The organism is Neohoeflea coraliihabitans (assembly GCF_019334345.1).
Classification (GTDB): domain Bacteria; phylum Pseudomonadota; class Alphaproteobacteria; order Rhizobiales; family Rhizobiaceae; genus Pseudohoeflea; species Pseudohoeflea coraliihabitans.
In genome coordinates this window covers 451,622-470,410 of record NZ_JAHWQX010000002.1, presented here as the reverse complement: position 1 = coordinate 470,410, position 18,789 = coordinate 451,622, and the positions used below count along the sequence as shown (strand labels likewise).

Here is an 18,789-nt window from a genome sequence, read left to right as displayed (position 1 = left end):
ATCGCGTGATAGCAGCGCCACGAAAATGAGGTGATGGATGCCCGGTGCCCTGACGAATGCGTTTGCCGACCTGGCCGAAGGCTACGAGAAGAGACGCGTCTGGTGGGCTCTTGCCCGCGAGGACATTGGCGACCAGCATCGCCGGACAACTCTCGGTCCGTTCTGGCTGTTGTTCAATTACATGACTTTCGCGGGCACCTTCATCTTCGTCTTCCGTAGCAGCAGTTCCGGCTCCGACCATTATCCGACCTACGTTGCCGTCGGCCTGCTTGTCTGGCTGTACATCATGGAGACGATCACCCAGGCCATGACGGTGTTCGTTCGCGAGAAAAGCTTCATCAAGGGCACCCGCCTGCCGCTGACAGTCTATGTCATGCGTCTCGCCATGCAGTCCGTGATCCGGACGCTCTATGCACTGGCCGGTTGTGTGATCATCCTTCTGCTCGCCGGTGATTCCATCCATGTCGGCTGGCTTCTGGCATTGCCGGGTGTCCTGTTGCTGCTCCTTGCAACCCCCGGTGCGATTCTTGTCTTCGGCTTTCTCGGTGCCTATGTCCCGGACAGTCAGTTTTTCGTCGCCAACATCATGCGGATCGGCATGTTTCTGACGCCCGTCTTCTGGCGTCTCGAGACTGCCGGCGGCGGTGTGCGCAGTCTCTTCTACCACTGGAACCCCTTTACCTACTTCCTCGAGATCGTGCGTCAGCCGATGCTCAACCAGAGCATGCCGCTGCTCGCGCTGGGAATTTGCGCGATCATCACCGTGGTGCTCTGGCTGATCGGGTTGCTGCTGCTCGGGACACTGCGACGCAAACTGGTTTTCGTGCTCTGATGGTTTCGATCGACGTCAAGAACCTGAAACTCGTCTATCGCCTGCGTCAGGGGTTTTCCCTGGAAATGGCGGATCGCCGGGTGTCAGGCCACAGTCAGATCAAGAAGCGTGGCCGGACACGCTGGATCACGGCTCTGGACGATGTCACATTTAATTTGCGGGCAGGGGACCGGCTTGGACTGGTCGGCTCCAACGGCGCCGGCAAGACGACCCTCCTGCATGTGCTGTACGGCACCCTGGAGCCGAGCGCCGGGACCGTCCACACGCAGGGTCGCGTCGATGCATTGTTCAACATCAGCCTCGGTTTCCGCCATGAAGCCACTGGCCGGCGCAACATCATCATGCGGGGCCTGATCAATGGCTGGTCGCCCGCACAAATCGACCATCATATGGAGGACATCATCGCCTTCAGCGAACTTGGCGATTTCATCGACCTACCGTTCAAGAGCTACAGTCAGGGCATGGCCGCCCGTCTGGCGTTCTCGATCGCCACCTGCATGAACCCCGAAATCCTGTTGATGGACGAATGGATCGGCGCCGGCGACACGGACTTTCAGCACAAGGCGCGGAAACGGATGGCTGAACTGGCGGAGAAGGCCGGGATCATCGTTCTCGCCAGCCACAATCACGGCCTGTTGCGCGCCAGCTGCAACCGGTTTCTCAAACTGGAAAAAGGCCGCGCCGTTCTGCTCGACGAACTGCCGGCAGCGCCGCTGCGCAATCGCCGCTAGACGGCTCTGCGAGCGCGGCGCCGCGTTGGCACAAGGCCGCCCGCCTGTTGCACCCAGTCGAGAAGCTTGCGATCCTCGGCCAGGAATGGCTCCAGCTGCGCGCGCTCTGCTTCGCTGGGAACCGCCCGCAGTTCGTGCGAAACGCTGTTGTGCGGAAAGTCTGGAAGCGCCGGCCGGCCACCAGGCCATTCCGGTCGCGCAGCGAGATCCGTCACCTGCTCGACGACGTCCGCTACCCTCGCGGTCACGCAGGCGAAGTCGTAACGCTCCGCGATCGCCGCCTTTGCCGCTTCGAAACTCGGTTCGCCGCAGATCGTCACGCAATGGGGATTGTCGATCATGCGCATCTGCTCGAAGCGTTTGAGCTCGGCGAGAAACGCGGAAATGGTGGTATTGCGAAGGCTGGGGATATTGGTTGCGCGCTCATCGCTTTGGATCAGCGCGTGGTGCGAGAGAAACCGTTCAAGGGGATCGCGGAGCGTCAGGAAATTGATCGTTTCATCGCAATTCACCGCGGTTGCCGTCTCAACTTCCTCCAGCGAGAAATGCCCGCCGAGGTAAAGCTGGCCCTCTGCGAAGGCGCGATCGATCGAGTCCTTGTTTGGCTTCAGCAGAAAACCGGTCGCATAGACATGGGCGCGCTTCTCGGCGCTGGCACGCAGGAAAGCGTAGTGGATAGACGATCCCGCCGTCCGCGGCACATGAGTGAAGACGATCGACCTTTTGGGTGGCATGGGGGCTCCGTAGGCGGCAACTCAGCCGGCAAGCTTCATTTCAAGGTCGCTGGCAAGGGCTTTCAGGTGATCTATATGGCTGCGATAATCATCAAAGCGCGGATCGGCCTCGAGCCGGGCGACGATCGCCCGGAGCGATCGGCTCTGCTTTTGTGGATTATAGGCCACGCTGTCCGTCGAGACACGGACCACCGACAGCGGTTCCATCGTGCTGTGCAGGTCGTGTTCGTAGACGACATTGAGCAGCCAGAGAAAATCCTCGCATCCGGGCGCGTCCGGAAAATCGAAACGCTCGGCAATGTCGCGCCGCACCATCACGGTCGGCATGGCCACCGGATTGTAGCTGATGATCTCCGGGAACACCGTCCCGGACACGACGCCGCTGTTCTGAAAGGCGGATGGCCGATTGAGGTCGATGCCGTGGATAAAATAGGACGTGTGTGAAATCGCCGCGTCCGCGGACCGCATCAGGGCCAGTTGCCTCTCGACCTTTGTCGGCAAGTACTGGTCGTCGGCATCGAGAAAGGCCACGTATTCGCCCTTGGCTCGCTTCTTCCCGTAATTGCGCGCCATGCCGGCACCGCGGCCGTCCTGGCAATAGACCGTGACGCTCGGTTCGCCCTCGGCGGGTTGCGGCAGGTAGGGTGAGGGGTCGGTCTCCGGTGTGTCGTGCACCAGTATGATTTCAATATTGCGGTGGGTCTGGGCTCGCACCGAATAAATGGCCGCCCGCAACAGGTCTATGCCCGAATGAAAGGGGATGACGACAGAGACCAGCGGCTGATCATGCCCGGAAGCGATCTGGCGGCGGGCGCGCCGGCGCGCATGTGCCGCCGCCTCCTGCGCGTCGGCCGCTTCAAGAAACCGGGCCATGGCGGCGTAGAACTCGACCGTGCTCCCTTCCAGTTCGGCGGCACGCTTGGGACTGATGCGATCGACGGCCTTGATCCAGAAAGCGTTGAATTCGGTCGTATAGTCCGCCTGTTTCGATCCCTGCTCCGAATGCTGCCGGGTAGAGACCAGCACTTCAGGCATGAAAACGAACCGATAGCTGTCCAGCGCCCGTAGCCACAGGTCGTAGTCCTGGGTCGAGGGCAGCGATTCGTCGAACAGGCCGATCTCGTCGAACATGGCGCGCGGTGCGAAGATCGTGCAGCCATTGACGCAGCCGCGCAGCACGGCATATTCCGGCTTGGTCGCAATCATCGCGCCGTCAAGGCGCGGTTTACCCAGCAGTTCACCGTTTGCGTCGATCAGATCATAGTTGCTGCACAGGATCGTCTTCGGATCGTCAAGTGCTGCAAATCGCTCCACCTGGACGGCCGTTTTTTCCGGTCGGAACACATCGTCGTGGCTGAGCCAGCAGATGAAAACGCCCGTCGCCGCTTTGATCCCCCGGTTGAGGGCACTGGCAACGCCGCCATTGTCCTTTGTCAGGATGTGCACGCGAGGGTCGCCTTGCGCCATCCGCGCCACGATATTCGCCGTCTCGTCGGTTGATCCGTCATCAACGACGATGATCTCGATGTCACGATAGCTCTGAGCCTTCGCGCTCGCCAGCGCTTCTTCGATGTAGGCGGCGCCGTTGTAGACCGGCATGATCACCGAGACCTTTGCACTCCGGCGCGAAGCCCGGGGTGCCCAACGCAGGCGGACCCGCTTTGCGAAGGCTGCAAGCAGGCTGGTCATGCGGGCCGGGATCCTCGCTCGTAGTAGCCCTGGTACCGGTTCTCGAATTGCTCGACCAGTTCGAAGTCGGCTGCCGCGATCTCTTCCACCTTGCGCACCACATGCGGCGGCGCGATCGTCGACAGGTCAGCGGGCATGCGACCCATCTGCACCTCGGCCTCGCTCTGCGCCGGGGGCGTCACGTTCAGCGACCGATCATCCGACCAGGGCGAAAGTATATCGCCGCTCTCTTGCCGTACGCGGTTATAGAATTCCGGAAAGCGACGCGAATTGGCCACCAGAGCGTAGTGCGTGTCGATGGCCTGCATTGCCTTGTCGGCATCGGCTTCGCCGCAGAAATACTTGCACTGGGCATTGACGATCAGTTCGGGCTGGGTCTCGGCCGAATGCTCGACGAAATACTCGAAGGACTTGCCGACAAACGGATCGCGGATCCGCTTCATCGGCGGAACGTCATTGCGCAGGATGAACAGATAATAGGAGATGGCACGGCGCAGGGGATCGCGAATCAGCGAAATCAGAAAATGCTCGCCGACAGAGACCGACAGGGCCTCGGCGTACTGATCGCAGGTCACATGGCCACCGATGTATCTGATTCGCTGACGCGCTTCTTCCGTGCGCCCGGCCAATGTCGATTTGAGCGGGATAAAGCCGTTGGCGACGATGGCTCGATCCCCCAGAACCCGCAGGAACTCATGATTGAGCGTCCAGCCAGCGGTTTTGGGGATATGGGAAAAAAGGATCAGTTTCTGGTCGTTGGCCATTTCGTCTCCGTGGTGTCGGGCGAGGTTCTTATCGTGAAAAAACCACGGAAGAAAGGTGGATATTGCCGTTGTCTTGCTCGGGCGATCAACATATGTTCCGCAGCCAATGACGGGGCGTTGCCGCGAAGACCAAGAACAAAGACCCGGATAAAGCTGCGTTATACAATGAAGAAAGTCCTCATTGCCGACTTTGATATGTTCACGACAATCGGCGGGGGACAGACATTTTATGCCCGGGTCATCCGCTTTTGTCCGGACATCTCCTTCACCTATTTCAGCCGCGGTCCGGATCTTGAGAAAAAGAACGCCGGAGAACTGCCCGGCAACGCGCATCCGGTCTTCATCGACGAGACTTTTTCTATCGATCCTTTTGCCGTCGCGCTTTCGGAAATACCTTACGCGGCCTATTTCGAAACATTCGCCTTGAGGATGGCTGCCGCCGTGAAGGGGCGGCATTTTGATGTCATCGATGTGCCGTCCTACGTGCCGGTCGGGGGCTGTATCGACCAGGCACTGCCCCTGTTTGGCGTCACCCGCGACCGGCTGGTCGTGTCGCTGCTCGGCTGGCTGAGCGTCGGCATCGGCAATGGCTACAATGCGGAGCACCACGGCGCTCTGATCGCCGAATTCAAGCGGTTGGAAGGCGAGATGCTTGGGGCCGCAGACCTGACCTACGCCATCTCGCGCCAATACAGCGCCTCGGAAAGTGCCGGCCTGCATCAACCCGTCATCATCGACATGCACAACGCGCTGGAGCCGCTGCAGCCGCCTCCGCCGCTGGAGGCGCCGCCCACCGACCTGCCTGACATCTGGTACGTCGGCCGGCTCGACCGCAACAAGGGTCCCGACCTGTTCGTCGACATCGTGGCCGAGGTGCCGCGTCACTTGTACGGGAAATGCTATGTCAGCGGCCCCGATGCCGAGATGGGCGGCGATCTGGGCGCCTGGTCCGATCTGCTCAGACGCCGGGCTGCCGAGAAGGGCGTCGAGATGTCCTATGAAGGCGCGCTGAGCAGCGAGGATCTCGCCAGCCGCGCCTTTGCGCCGACGTCCGTCGTCATCATTCCCTCGCGCAGCGACACATTCAACTACGTGGCGCTGGAGGCATTGTCCGGGGGCGCGCCGGTCATGGTGTCAGAGGCGGCCGGAGCGTGCGAATTCCTGCGTGAGGAACATCCGGACCTGCCGATCATGACCATGGCACCCGATGCGATTCCCGAGGCAGCGGAGACCCTTGGTCGCTTTCTCGCCGACTATCCCGCCAATCTCCAGACCTTCCGCGCCGCGCTGGCAAGAGAGCCGTGGCCGGAGCCGGAACGGAACTTTATTGCCGATGTCTATGGCCACGCGACGCCTGTTGAGGAGCACAACCCTCTCAGCCCGGACCCGCACGGCGCCACCATGGATCGTCCGGATCCGGCCGAAGCGGCCGGCGCGACGCCTGTCCGTCAGTGCTTTGCGCGATTGATCGCGCCATCGCTCGAACCCTCACCCTACTCGGAACTGGATTCTGCAGAGCCTCTCTTGACGATCGTCGTGCCGACCTACAATCGCCCGGCATGGCTGATGTCCTGCCTTGCCGCCTTGTGCGCAGGGCGTCCGCGCCGCACCCGGGTCCTCGTCGTCGACGACGGCAGCGCCCCCGAGCAGCGGATCCCGGCGATCGTCGCGCCCTATGCGCCCTTCGTCGATTTCGTCTCCCAGGAAAATGGTGGGGAATCGGCGGCCGTCAATCTCGGCTTGGCGCATGTGCGCACCCCCTACACGCTGATCCTGAGCGATGACGACCTCGTCCTGCCGCAATGGCCGGAGAAGGGTGTCGCGGTGCTGCAGTCGCAAGAGGACGCGGTGGCGGTGTTCCCCGATTGGCTGGTGATCGACGACCAAGGCAATCACCTGGAACATCACCAGCTCGCCGACTGCACGCCCGAGCGCCTGATTGCCGATCACTGGTGTCTTCCGGGGGTCGGAACCATTTTCCGCACAGCCGTTGCCAAGGCGATCGGTGGCCGCGATGTCGCTTATCGCTTCACCGCTGATTACGAGTTCTGGACCCGGCTGCAACTGCAGGGAAAGTTGCTTCATGTCCCGGAGATCGGCGCCTGCTGGCGGCACCATCAGACCAACGCCACCCATTCCAAGGATGTTCGCCTGGCTCGGGAGCATATTTCGGTGATACGTTCCGCCATCGCCCGCCAGCACGAAGCCGGCAAGCCCCTGTCCCCTGAGCTCGAACGCCGTGCTCGGGCCATGGCAAGCCTGTGCGCTGCGGTGATCGTCCAGCGGTCCAGCCGCCTGCGCGCGGCGCCGCACTTTCTTGCTGCGTGGCGCACCGATCCCGGGACGGTCCGCAACCTGCCGCCCAACAACCGGGTCTATCGCGACTTCTATCCCCGCTGGCTGCGCGCTTTGAACCGTTTGGGCATGTGAGCCGCTCCTCTGCGCCGTGCAATGGCTTTCGTCGTTTTGCTAAGGCCGGCATGGCGTGACACCGGTATCGGCAGACGGCCGGTCGGGAAGGATGCAGCGAGAACTCCGTAAAATACCCCACCTCCCAGAGCTTCCATAGGCAAGCGACCTGGGCCAACGGGCCGGTTGGGACGGTCAATTCAAGCCACCTCCCACGACGTGCGCGGCTCATGACAACGGGGCAGACCGAGGGTTCACTTCTCATCGTCGCCTTTCGGCTTCTGTCGAATTCTTTTCAAGGGCTCCCACCTCCAATGATGGGCCTCTTTGCACTCCCCCCGAGAACCCGCCATGGCGCTGGCTGAGCTCAAAACCAACCTTCGATCCTGCGCGCCTTCCAAGTAAATTCTAAAAAAGATACAACCTCCCAGATATTGCTACACACAGGCAAAATGTGCCAATAAAAGTACGCTTACAAAAATCGGAGGTTTGAAATGGTGCGTGTTGCGAATAAATCTGGTCTTTCCGCTTTGGCTGTGGTGCTGACGGCGGGCTTGTTAACTGGTCCGGCCGCAGCGACGGATTTTCGCATGCTCGCGAGCTGGAATGGCACCTATCCTGTGGTTCCGAATGTTGCGGAAGTTTACATGGAAATGGTGAAAGAAGCCTCCGATGAACAAACGACGATTTCAATGACAGGTCCGGAGGCGGTGCCGCCGTTCGAGCAGCTTCAACCTGTTGCTTCCGGTGTTTTCGACCTCCTGTTCACCTCTGGCGCTTACCATTCCAATGAAACGTCGATGGGCCTGGTGATGGATGCGGTGCAGGGCGATCCCGATGGCCGGCGCAGTTCTGGCGTGTGGGACAAGGTCGATGCTGCTTATCAGGAACTGGGCCTTAAACTCATTGCCCTGCCCACCCTTCCCGAAGGCTACAATCTCTTGCTCCGCGAACCAATCGGCGAAAGCTGTGATCTGGCTGGCCTGAAAATTCGCGGCACCGCGACCTACACCTCCTTGATCCAGTCGCTCGGTGCGCAGCCGGTCGTCCTGCCCCCGGCGGAAATCTACTCCGCGCTGGAAAAGGGCGTCGTTGATGGTGCGGCATGGCCGGTTATCGGCGCGTTGGATTACGGCTGGTTCGAAGTCGCCGATTATTTCCTCCGTCCGGCATTCGGAACCGGGACCTACATGATTCTCATGAATCTCGAAAAATGGGACAGTCTTGACGAAGCCGAGCAGACGCTTCTTCTTGATCAGGGCGTGGCTCTCGAGAAGCAGGCCATCGTGAAATTGGCCGAGGTCGCCAACAAGGAGGAGGCGGCGCTCAAAGAACGCGGTATGCAGGCGACTTCGATCTGCGGGGACAAGGCCCAAACCGTCGAGCATGATTGGGCTGAAGGTGTCTGGGCGCTCGGAATCGAGCGCGGCGGTGAGCGCGTGAAGGCATTGAAGGAAGCTGTTACGGAAGCCGGTTTGGCATTCTGATCACATTGCGGACCCGTCCCGTTGCTGACCACCTCCCGCGTTCCGCGCGGGAGGTGAAAATACCGCGATAGGCGCGCAAAAGGGGTGCGGCATGAATGCCACCAAACGCAACGGCGTCGAACGCGTCGTTTTCGGGATTGCGTTTCTTGGGGCAGGAGCGGGCGGGCTCTGCGTGGTGGCTATCCTTGCTTGCTATTCCATTGAGGTATTCATGCGTTACGTCCTGAACGCACCAACCTCCTGGGCCAGCGACTACGTGACCTATTTCCTGTGCGCTTCGGTGTTCCTGACCATGCCGCAGCTGACCCGCGAAGGCTCGCATGTTGCGGTGACCGTGCTTCAAAGCAGCCTGCCTGCTGTCATCCTGCGCCTGGCAATCCCCATCGGCCTGTCGATCTCGGCGTTCATCTGCTTCTTCGTGGGCTGGCTGGCGCTGAAACAGACCCATTACAATTTCGTCCGTGGCATCGATACGATGTCTCTGGCTGCGGTTCCCAAATGGACCGTCGCCGCACCGATTGCCTATGGATTTCTCCTGTCTGGTATCGTCCTGCTGCTCAAACTGAGGGCACAGTGGCACGCCCGGCATGAGGTTGCGCACTGATGACCGGCATCGAAGCTGTCTTCGTCCTCGCCGGCGCCCTCCTGATCCTGTTTGCTTCCGGCCTGCCGATTTTCGTTGCCTTTCTGGTCGTCAACCTGGCGGGAACAGTCATGGTGCTCGGCACGAACGGGTTCACCCTGCTCGCCAACTCCATCTATGACACAGCCACGACGGGGTCATTGACTGCCATCCCGCTCTTCATTCTTCTCGGCGAATTGTTGTTTCGCGGACGCGCACTCAAGGTCATGTTCGAATCGATCGACGTGCTCGTCGGCCGTCTGCGGGGGCGCCAATTCGTCCTCGCCATCATCCTTTCGACCGTCTTCGGCGCCCTGTCCGGCGCAGCGATGGGCGTAGCTGCGATGCTGGGGAAAACTTTGCTGCCGGGCATCAAGGCGCGGGGCGGCTCGTCCTCGCTGGCAATGGGTGCGATTGTGTCCGGAGCGTCACTGGCACCGATCATTCCCCCCTCCTTGCTGGCAATCATCGTCGGCACTCTGGCCGGTGTTTCGATCGGTGATCTCTTGGTGGCCGGCATCGTTCCCGGACTTTTGCTTTCGACGCTCTTCATCGTCTATATCCTGATCCGGGTCAGGCTGAATCCAAGCCTCGATACCAGTGAGATTGACGCGCCGTACCGTCAGCGCAACGCCGGCGAAGTTGTTCAGGCCCTTCTTCACCTCGCACCCTTCACGATCATTATCGGTGCGATCATGGGGTTCATCATGGCCGGGATCGCCACGCCCTCCGAGGCGGCTGCGACGGGCGTCCTCGGTGCACTGGTTACCGCTTTCATCTACGAGCGTCTGGCACTGCGGACCTTGCTTGAGGCGGTGTTTTCGGCGGCAAAGATCTCTGCGATGATCCTCCTCATCATGGCATCCTCGAAGATGTTCAGCCAGCTATTGGCGATGACCGGTGGCGTCTCGGCCCTCACCTCGCTGATTGGGGGGCTGGACCTTTCCACCTGGGCCATGCTGATCGTGTTGATGGCATTTCCCTTCGTGATGTGCATGTTCCTCGATCAGATCGCACTGATGCTCATTGTGGTGCCGATCTATCTGCCGCTGGTGCATGCGATCGGTTATGATCCGCTCTGGTTCTGGCTTCTTTTCCTCGTCAATATCACCCTCGGCGGCATCACGCCGCCCTTCGGCTATGTTCTTTTCGCATTGAAGGGTGCAGCGCCGGAAGAGAGCCTCACAACGATCTTTCGTTCGACCTGGCCGTTCATCGGGTTATTCGTGCTTGGCATGGCGATCATGGCGATCTACCCGCCGCTGGTCACGTTCCTGCCATCGCTGATGCGGTGACGCCATGCTGCGGCCCGGAGAAGAGCCGGGCGGCCCATGCCTTTCCGCGGTCGGACCCGCCGCTGTCAGCTCAGCCTGCAGTTCTCTGATCGGCCAGCCCGTTGAGATGGCTGATGCCTGCCTGCGTGTCGAGCACGGTGCCGTAACGCATCGCAATGTCGAATAGAGCAAGCGCATGGCTGGCCTGTACACGGTCAAAGCAGCCGTCACTGACGGCAGCAACCTTGAACCCGTGACTGAAGGCATCGACGGCGCTGGCCCGGACGCAACCGGATGTGGTGGTGCCGGTCAGAAGAACACTGTCGCAGCCCAGCCGCCGGAGATGTGTTGCGGTCGGCGCACCGAAAAAGGCAGACGGCTTGCGCTTGTAGATCACGGCATCGGAAGACGTCGGGGCCAGCGGCGCGACGATCTCGTTTGCATCCCGCTCCTGAACCGAAACCGGGACCTGCTCTCGCGTCCGCGAATTCTTCCAGGCCCAGCTTCCGATATCCCAGGCATCGGCGCGAGCCTGGCCCGTGGTATAAATGATCGGAACACCCTGCGCCCGCGCTGCATCGCACAGGATCTGGATCCGTTCGATAGCCTGCCAGCTTTCGGCGCCACACGAATTTGGCCACCGCTTGATGCTGGCGAGAATGTCCTCGCCTGGCTCATCGCCGGCAAATCCCCAAGAGACGTCAATGACCATGATCGCCGGCCGCTGTCCCAGGCCGTCAGGACCGGTGCGGCCGATCTGTCCGAGTTTCCGCCGATCCGCTTCGGAGAGGAATTGGTCCCAGATCATGGTTTGACCCTTTCACCGGCGGGCAGGGCAAATGCATTCGCCGGCAGCGTTTCAATCCACTCCGCCAGCATTTCGACCGACGCTGGGTCTGCATATTTGGCGTCCAGATCGCAAAGCGCGATGGCATGGCTTGCCTGCCACATGTCGAAGCAGGCGTCGTCGGCGATGACGACCCGCAGGTTGAGACTGAACGCGTCGATAGCCGTAGCGCGTAAAGCGCCGGCCGTCTGCCCGCCGGCGAGGATCAGACCGTCGGCGCCGAGCAGATTGAGAAAGCTCATCAGATCACTATCGAAAAACGCGGACGGTGCGTGCCGCCTGAGAACAATGTCACGCGGTTCAGGCATCATGTTGGCCGCAAAGTCGCTTCCGCCAACGGGGGAGGTTGCCTCTCCATTTTCGTGCGGTCCGGGATGACCGTCGCTTGGGGTTGGACCGGCAACGTGAATGACCGGCAGGCCTTTTGCCCGGCATTGCACCATCAGGCGCCGCGCCTTCTCTCCGGCCTCCCGTGCCCCGGCTACGGCGTCGGGACCTTCGAGATGTCGCTGTTCGAAACCGATCAGCAAGAGCGCCGGACGGGCGGGCTTTTCGCCTTGCACGCCGTAGCCTGCAGCCCGGAAGATCCTGCGGTCGCGTTCCGAAACGAAGGCATCCCAGACTTTGGTCATCATCTGCTTCCTGAAAACGTTCGCGTCCTGGCCGATCTGATCAATTTTCCGTCGCTTTCGCAATCTCAAGACGCGCCGTCCAGTGCGCCCAGGCCCGTTCGACCGCTGCCGGCGATGGGGTCCCGACGCGCTTTATCTCACCCTCTGAAAGTTTGGTCACCGAGCCGATGCGCAGCGCCGCAGCCAGCGTATCGGCTTCCCGGCACGCGTGGATCGAACGGAAAATCACGTCCTGGATCGACGTGCCAGTCACGAGGGCGCCATGCCCTCGCATCAGCACTATGCGCTGCTCCGCCAGCGTCGATGCGAGATCGGCGGCCTGCTCCATGTCGTTGACGAGCATGGCCGTATCGCCGAATTTCGTGCGGCTGTCCCACAGCGGCACCGCACAGCCCATCCAGGCACCGGTCTGGCTGACGGCGTGGAGTGTCTGACCGCCCATGCAAAAGGGCATGATCGACGCCGCATGGTGATGGCAGCTGGCAGTCGCGGTAGGATCAGCTCGGAATACGGCCGCGTGAATGAAACGCTCGGAGTACAGTGCATCCCCCGTCTCGTCGATTGGCGATCCGTCGAGATCGAAGGGCAAGAGATCGTCTGCGCGAAGTCTGGCTGGCGCACAGGCCCGGGCCAACCAGAATATGCCGGCTTCGTCTGGATCGCGGACAGCGACGTGACCGAACACGTCCATTATTCCCTCGTTAACGAGGATACCCGTCCCCGTCACCAGATGTTCGATCAGTTCGGTCGGTCGTTGCCGCGCCATCGTGTTTCCTCCGTCAAGCCGACTGATTGATCCGCAGGTGGCCTGCCTCGCCAGTGGCAGGGTACCCCGATCCGCGCTACCTGTCGGCGGTCTCCGAGACGATCTCATTGAAGCGCGTGAAAAACTGTGCCGCCAGCTTGCGGGCGGTACTGTCGATCAACCGACTGCCCATTTGCGCGATCTTGCCGCCGACCCGCGCCTGGCAGTCATAATGCAATTCGGTCGTCGAGGCGTCGATTGCAGTCAGGACGACATCGGCGCCACCGCTAGCAAAACCGGCAACGCCACCTTTCCCCTCGCCCTCGATGCGATAGGCATTTGGAGGGTCGATATTCTTGAGGGATACTGCGCCATTGAATCTTGCCGAGACCACGCCAATCTTGAGCTTGACGGTGGCCTTCATCGACTGCTCGTCAATCTTCTCGAGGGATTGGCAGCCGGGTATGCAGTCTTTCAGAACATTCGGATCATTCAGGGCAGCCCACACGGCGTCCTTTGAGGCAGCAATCTGCTCGGTCCCCTTCAAGTCCATTGATGTACTCTCCCTCGTTCGGGTTTCTTCTGGTGGAGACTAGGGACAGATGACCGCACGTCCTGCGATCCGCCTCTCGAGCAGTCCGGTCAAAGCCACGTGGTAATCTGACAGGGTGAAAATTGTCGGCGGGGCTGCGGCGATCGCGCCACGTTCATAGAGGCTGAAGATATCGACAAAGCACTGCCGCATCAGCTCCGGCATCCGCTTGCGGTAATCGCTGATTTGCAGGCCGCTGACCTCGATATTCTTCAACAGCAGATAGTTCGCTTTGACCTCGGGAATACGGCCCGAAGCAAAGCCGATGACGACAAGCCGTCCGCGCCAAGCCAGGGCGCGCAGAGCGGCGTCAAAGAAATCCCCCCCCAGAGCATCAACGATGATGTCGGCGCCGCGGCCGTCGGTCGCGGAATGCACCTGTTCGCGAAGGCTGTCGCGCAAATTGTCGCCTGAGAGATCGATCAGTTCGTCCGCACCAGCCTTGCGAACCAGGTCGGTCTTCTTCGCAGAGGAAATCCCGGCCAGGACGCGGCACCCCTTGGCCCGGGCCAATTGCATGGCAGCAAGGCCAACGGCTCCGGTGGCGCCGAGAACCAGCACAGTGTTGCCCTTTTCCAGGCGCGCCCGTTCCATCAGCGCGAACCAGGCAGTGTCATAGGCGAGAGCCATGGACGCCGCATCCGGGAACGAAAGCGTGTCTGGCAGCAGAATACACTGGTCGGCCCCGACGCTGATCGCTTCGGCATAGCCGCCGTGTTCTGCGAGCGTCAGAACACGATCGCCGACCTTGATGTCGGCAACGTCAGGCCCGACCGCCTCAACGGTTCCGACCGGCAGTTTACCGGGAGTGAACGGACGCTGGGGAAGAAACTGGTACTTGCCTGTCAGGACGAGCGTGTCGACGAAGTTGGCTGCGACCGCAGCGATTCTGACCAATACTTCTCCCCTGCCAGGCTCGGGCGTCGCGATGTCTTCGACAGGCGCCGAGCCGACGGGACCGAAATCGTGGATGACAACGGCTTTCATCTGCACTTATCCTTTCGTACTGAATGTGCCGCGCGCCAGGGCAACAAGGCGATCGCCCACAAACAGATCAACATCGGCACGCGCAATTGTTCGCCCCTTCTTGCGCAGTCGTCCCACTGCGCGCAGCCGGTCGCCGATGGCCGGCGCGAGAAATTCGGTACTGAGGCTGATCGTCGGCGTGACGGCGCCGTGGAAGACGGCAACCGCGGCATGGCCCGTGATGTCGGCCAGGGCCGCGATGACACCGCCGTGAAACACTGTCGCGCCCGTTTGGTGACTGAATTCCGGACGAAAGGGCAGTTCGACAGCAATGCGTTTTTCCACCTCGTCAGCTTCGATCGCCACGGGGCCGAGCCATTCGTTGAAGGGTGGCCGTGTCATTTCCTCGCGCAATCGATCCGTCAGCATGCGTTCAACCTTCAAAGCGGATTGGCTGCGGGGAGAGAGTGCCGTTGGCCAGTGCGGGTTGCAGGGCTCGCTTGAGCATCTTGCCGCTCGCACTCAGGGGAATCTCGTCTACCTGGAGGAAGTATTCCGGCATGTCGTATTTCGACAGGCCGAGCCGGTCCAGATGCGCAAGAAGCTGGTGCGGGTCGACGTCTGCGCCGTTCTTCGCCATCACGACCAAACACACTTTCTCTCCCATCCGTTCATCCTTGACGGGAAGGGCTGCCGCCCTCTCAACTTCGGGATATCGCATCGTCAACTGTTCGATGCGCGAGGGATGAATATTGTGGCCGCCCCGGATGATGATGTCCTTCAGCCGTCCGGTGATCTGCAGGTATCCGTCTTCGTCAAGACGACCGAGATCTCCGGTCATGAACCAGCCGGCACGGTTGAAGGCATTCTCCGTATTGGTCTGATCATCGAAATAGCCGAGCATCAGGCTGGCACCGCGCCCGCCGATGTGCCCAATTTCACCCGTTGGCAGTTGACGGTCGGGATCATCCGGCGCGAAGATCTGAACTTCGTAATTCGAGCAGGCGCGCCCCGAAGTGTTGATGATCCGCTTCGGCGTATCGTCCGGGAGCGTGTAATGATGCGAGCAGGCTTCGGTCATGCCGTAGCCGCTTTGCGGAACGATGCCATACGACAGCAATCCTTCCACCACGGATGTCGATGCCGCCGCTCCCGATATCCGAAAACCCCGCATCTTAGGAAGGTTGGCTTCGCCTGCCGCTTCTATCTCGCCAAGCAGATCCATGGCATGGGCCGGCACGCCGAAGACGAAGGTGGCGCCGGTCTCGCGCAACCGATCCAGCAAGCTTGCACCCCGCTGGACGTCGTGCAGCACGGTTTGCGCTCCGACATGCAGGCCCAGCACAAGTGCGCCAAAGCCCAGATTGTGGCTGAGCGGGCTGAGTGTATAGATCACCGAAGCGTCATCAAAGTTCCAGTCGCTTGCAATCGCCCGCGCGTTCGCCAGGAGCGTATTGTTCGAATGCATGACACCTTTCGGCTCTCCGGTCGTGCCGCTGGTAAAGGCGAGATAGACAATATCATCAGCGCTCGATGCCGCCGGCTGATCCGATGTCTTTTCGATCGCGTCCAGGCCCATGGCGGTGGCGATGTCCGCGGCGGAGCGCTCGACCGGAGGCTCAAGCCGATAGATCTTCCGGACCGTCTTGAGTTCCTTGACCCTATCAAAGATATCCGCTTTGTCGCTGTCGGCACCATAGCCGATCTCTCCGACCAGCGCCCGGACCGACGCCCGCTTCAACAGTGTAAAAATATCATCGACTGTATGATTGCGATGCAGGGAGGGGCACAGCACATAGCGGTTTCGTGACGCGGCGAGGAGGACGATCGCAAGCTCCGCCCGGCTCGACAGCCATGCGGCGATACGGTCGCCAGGTTTCAGGCCCTGCATGGCGAGATCGATGGCGAGGCGATCCGCAAGACCGACAAGTTCGCTGAAGCTCAAGGCAACGAAGCGGTCGCGGATGGCGATTTTGTCTCCGTCAGAGCGGGCATTGGCCACAGCACGGGCGTAGATCGTCTCATCCGCCCAGTCCCCGGTGCGATAAAAATGCGCCGCGGTTCCGGCACTTAAGCGGGTAAGCAGGTTCTGCGCCGGTGGCTCCGAAGATTTGGCCATTCTGGGTTCCCCACGTTACGGACGGACTACATCGCTGGTCATCAATCCCATCCTAGTTCCAAAATCAATGCTAAAAAAGCGAAATATCCAAAATTTGGTATTTTGTGCTTGTGCGGATGGTGTTCGTCCAATTTCGGAATGCTGGAGGGCTGGCGGGGCTTTCTCGCCGCGCCTGCAACGTCTAGAGATGCTAATTACGACGGAGTGAGAAGTTGGAGCGGGGCTACGTGCGCAATGACGATTCGATATGACGAAATTGGCAGGCGATTAAGGGCCTTTCGCCTCGGATCTGGCATGAGCGCTGATGAGATTGCCAAGCGCGTCGGGATTTCTCGCACAGCGGTTTACAGATTTGAAAAGGGCGAAGTGGTCAAAATCGAAACGCTGGCCAGTCTTGCCGATCTTCTCGGTGTTTCACTCGCTACGCTGCTCGGGGTCGAGATCGAGTATATTTCGTCGGCGGTCACCTATTTTGAGCGTCTGCGGCAGATTGAAGAGGTGGCCGACCGATTGATTGTCCTGGCCGGGCCGATTTCGTTTCTTCTCGCCTCCGATGCCTTTCGCGCCTCCCTGGAAGAATTGTTGAAGGAAAGCATTTCTGACGCGAATGGACAGCAGGATCGCCTCGTCCAGGACGTTGAGCGGATCATTGATGTCCTGAAGGAAAGAAAAAGAACGTACGATCAGCGACGACCCGCCGTGGTCAATCTGATGTCGGCGCTGGATATCGAGCGATTGCTGCGCTCGGGCTTTGTCGGGCGGCCTTTTGTGTCCAATGACCACATTCGCGAGCGGCGGGAGCGGGCCCGCGCGGAAATAATGCATTTTGTCGAACTCATCGAAGCCGAACCGATCGGCATACAAATCGGCATTGTGACAGGAACGCTGCCGCATACGGGCTTTCAGATTTTCCGGACGGGAGACCAGAAAACTCTGTCCATCAGTCCCTTTCGCTTGGGCGAGCAGCCCAACATCCGGCTCGGCGTCGCAATGATCACCGAAAATGCAGAAGCGGTCGCATTGCACGAGCGGGTGGTCGAGGACATGTGGGCCCACGCTTTGAAAGGCCGGGAGGCGGCTGACTACCTGCGCCAGCTGGTCGCATCGGTTGATGGAGCGTGATGCCCTGAGACTGCGGAGCCTGGAGCGTGTGAAGGGCTGAATAATCTCCGAATCCCCAGGAATGTTGTTAAAACGGACTTTGTACCAATTTTGGGAATTTGCTTGCCCGGCCGCTCGTTTTCTGTTCTCATGCGTGGATCGGATCGGCTTTCCGCGAAGCTGCTGGCAGCCCGCTGAGGCCCGTATCCGGCGCGAAGATCGGTGGTTTTTGTCCATCCAAAAGGGGAACGAGATGAAGCATATTGCAGTAGCAGCGATTGTTGGCGTGTCCTGTGCGCTGGCCTCGGCTGCGCAGGCACAGACAATCAACGAATCCATTTGTGGCGCCAGTCCCGGAGGACTGTGGTCACTGGTCGGAGCTGGGCTCGATGCCGCGGTGAAGGCACAGTATCCCGGCTCGACGATTACTTACCAGACCTCGAGCGGCGGCCTTGCCAACGTGCCTCAGGTGGTCGCCGGCAGTTGCGCTTTCGGTATGGCGAATGACGGCGATTTGGTCTTTGCAAGCAAGGGCGTCGAGCCGTTTAAGGCGCCCGTTGAAGGCCTGACGGCCATCGCGGTTCTTTATGATTGGGCTCCCGTCTGGTGGATCGCGCGCGCCGATTTTGCAGAGGAGCACGGCATCGAGACGCTGGCGGACCTGGCCGAAGCCAAGCCTCCCATGCGATTGGTTTTCAACCGCCGTGGGCTTCTCACCTCGGCGATTACCGAGAGCACTCTTGAAGCAGTCGGGGTTTCGCTCGACGACATCAGCGAGTGGGGAGGTTCGGTCCAGTTTCAGGCATCGGGAGAACAGTCCAGCCTGATGCAGGATGGTCGCGTCGATATGCTGGCCAACACCCTGTTTGAGGGGCATCGCTCGTTGACACAGATGGGCGAGGCGGTAGACCTCAAGCTGATCGGGGTTCCCGACGATGCCGCCGAGGCGGTCATCGAGAAATACGGTCTGCAACCCTGGACGATTTCGGCCGACGCCAACCCTTGGGGCGACAACGAGGTCAAGACCGTCACCACCAGCATCATTCTGTTCACCCGGGCCGACGTGGACGAGGAACTCGTCTATGGCATCACCAAGTCGATGATCGAGAACCCGGATCGTATGGCAGCCGTTTCGGATGCGATGAAACGCTTCAAGCCGGAAGGCATGAAAGAGCAGGACGCCGTGCCGTTCCATCCCGGAGCCGTGCGGGCCTACAAGGAAGCCGGTCTGATGTAAGCGTCGTC

General features: G+C 60.5%; 18 protein-coding genes. 8 read left to right on the top strand and 10 right to left on the bottom strand.

Translation table 11 applies throughout. From position 1 onward, the window contains the following. The first annotated feature begins 37 nt into the window (after positions 1-37). Together KY465_RS08215 and KY465_RS08210 are read left to right on the top strand one after the other, a co-directional pair. Positions 38-832: an ABC transporter permease gene (locus KY465_RS08215; RefSeq protein WP_219201190.1), complete on the top strand. Its 795-nt coding sequence runs from the start codon at positions 38-40 to the stop codon at positions 830-832. Beyond that, the gene (locus tag KY465_RS08210) at positions 832-1,563 is read left to right on the top strand and encodes an ABC transporter ATP-binding protein (RefSeq protein ID WP_219201189.1); all 732 of its coding nucleotides are present in this window, start codon (positions 832-834) and stop codon (positions 1,561-1,563) included. The genes KY465_RS08215 and KY465_RS08210 overlap by 1 nt, the downstream gene beginning before the upstream one ends. Here the strand turns inward: KY465_RS08210 and KY465_RS08205 are convergent. From KY465_RS08205 to KY465_RS08195, 3 genes are read right to left on the bottom strand one after another with little or no spacing between them, the layout of a single operon-like run. Then, entirely contained in the window at positions 1,560-2,297 is a 738-nt protein-coding gene (locus tag KY465_RS08205) for a sulfotransferase family 2 domain-containing protein (RefSeq protein WP_219201188.1), read from the bottom strand. The genes KY465_RS08210 and KY465_RS08205 overlap by 4 nt on opposite strands. Before the next feature lie 21 nt (positions 2,298-2,318). After that, positions 2,319-3,986, bottom strand: coding sequence for a glycosyltransferase family 2 protein (locus KY465_RS08200; RefSeq protein WP_219201187.1), 1,668 nt, complete (start codon positions 3,984-3,986; stop codon positions 2,319-2,321). After that, positions 3,983-4,750 (bottom strand): sulfotransferase family 2 domain-containing protein, encoded by a 768-nt coding sequence (locus KY465_RS08195; RefSeq protein WP_219201186.1) that lies wholly within the window; start codon positions 4,748-4,750, stop codon positions 3,983-3,985. Before KY465_RS08195 ends, KY465_RS08200 begins: the two co-directional genes overlap by 4 nt. Before the next feature lie 165 nt (positions 4,751-4,915). Here KY465_RS08195 and KY465_RS08190 point away from each other — a divergent pair, with 165 nt between their 5' ends. The 4 genes from KY465_RS08190 (at position 4,916) to KY465_RS08175 (ending at position 10,563) form a co-directional block, all read left to right on the top strand. Next, complete coding sequence (locus tag KY465_RS08190) at positions 4,916-7,180, top strand: glycosyltransferase (RefSeq protein WP_219201185.1); 2,265 nt, start codon at positions 4,916-4,918, stop codon at positions 7,178-7,180. A 473-nt stretch (positions 7,181-7,653) separates the two neighbouring features. After that, positions 7,654-8,646: a TRAP transporter substrate-binding protein DctP gene (dctP, locus tag KY465_RS08185; protein ID WP_219201184.1), complete on the top strand. Its 993-nt coding sequence runs from the start codon at positions 7,654-7,656 to the stop codon at positions 8,644-8,646. A gap of 91 nt (positions 8,647-8,737) precedes the next feature. After that, positions 8,738-9,250, top strand: a complete 513-nt coding sequence (locus KY465_RS08180) for a TRAP transporter small permease (protein ID WP_219201183.1) — start codon at positions 8,738-8,740, stop codon at positions 9,248-9,250. Continuing rightward, the gene (locus tag KY465_RS08175; RefSeq protein ID WP_219201182.1) at positions 9,250-10,563 is read left to right on the top strand and encodes a TRAP transporter large permease; all 1,314 of its coding nucleotides are present in this window, start codon (positions 9,250-9,252) and stop codon (positions 10,561-10,563) included. The genes KY465_RS08180 and KY465_RS08175 overlap by 1 nt, the downstream gene beginning before the upstream one ends. Before the next feature lie 70 nt (positions 10,564-10,633). Here KY465_RS08175 and KY465_RS08170 read toward each other — a convergent pair whose 3' ends face one another. From KY465_RS08170 to KY465_RS08140, 7 genes are all read right to left on the bottom strand, one after another. Then, positions 10,634-11,350, bottom strand: a complete 717-nt coding sequence (locus KY465_RS08170) for an isochorismatase family protein (RefSeq protein ID WP_219201181.1) — start codon at positions 11,348-11,350, stop codon at positions 10,634-10,636. Beyond that, positions 11,347-12,021: a cysteine hydrolase family protein gene (locus KY465_RS08165; RefSeq protein ID WP_219201180.1), complete on the bottom strand. Its 675-nt coding sequence runs from the start codon at positions 12,019-12,021 to the stop codon at positions 11,347-11,349. Before KY465_RS08165 ends, KY465_RS08170 begins: the two co-directional genes overlap by 4 nt. Before the next feature lie 40 nt (positions 12,022-12,061). Continuing rightward, entirely contained in the window at positions 12,062-12,787 is a 726-nt protein-coding gene (locus KY465_RS08160) for a class II aldolase/adducin family protein (RefSeq protein ID WP_219201179.1), read from the bottom strand. Positions 12,788-12,863: 76 nt separating this feature from the next. Continuing rightward, positions 12,864-13,319: an SRPBCC family protein gene (locus KY465_RS08155; protein WP_219201178.1), complete on the bottom strand. Its 456-nt coding sequence runs from the start codon at positions 13,317-13,319 to the stop codon at positions 12,864-12,866. Positions 13,320-13,358: 39 nt separating this feature from the next. Next, positions 13,359-14,345: an NADPH:quinone oxidoreductase family protein gene (locus KY465_RS08150; RefSeq protein ID WP_219201177.1), complete on the bottom strand. Its 987-nt coding sequence runs from the start codon at positions 14,343-14,345 to the stop codon at positions 13,359-13,361. Positions 14,346-14,351: 6 nt separating this feature from the next. Beyond that, positions 14,352-14,753, bottom strand: coding sequence for a PaaI family thioesterase (locus tag KY465_RS08145; protein WP_219201176.1), 402 nt, complete (start codon positions 14,751-14,753; stop codon positions 14,352-14,354). 4 nt (positions 14,754-14,757) lie between these two features. Then, on the bottom strand, positions 14,758-16,443 hold the full coding sequence (locus KY465_RS08140; RefSeq protein ID WP_219201175.1) for a class I adenylate-forming enzyme family protein: 1,686 nt from the start codon (positions 16,441-16,443) through the stop codon (positions 14,758-14,760). 138 nt (positions 16,444-16,581) lie between these two features. Here KY465_RS08140 and KY465_RS08135 point away from each other — a divergent pair, with 138 nt between their 5' ends. Together KY465_RS08135 and KY465_RS08130 are read left to right on the top strand one after the other, a co-directional pair. Then, a complete protein-coding gene (locus KY465_RS08135) occupies positions 16,582-17,565 on the top strand; it encodes a helix-turn-helix domain-containing protein (RefSeq protein WP_219201174.1) in 984 nt (327 codons plus the stop codon). A gap of 61 nt (positions 17,566-17,626) precedes the next feature. Next, positions 17,627-18,781 (top strand): TAXI family TRAP transporter solute-binding subunit, encoded by a 1,155-nt coding sequence (locus KY465_RS08130; protein ID WP_219201173.1) that lies wholly within the window; start codon positions 17,627-17,629, stop codon positions 18,779-18,781. Positions 18,782-18,789: the final 8 nt, after the last annotated feature.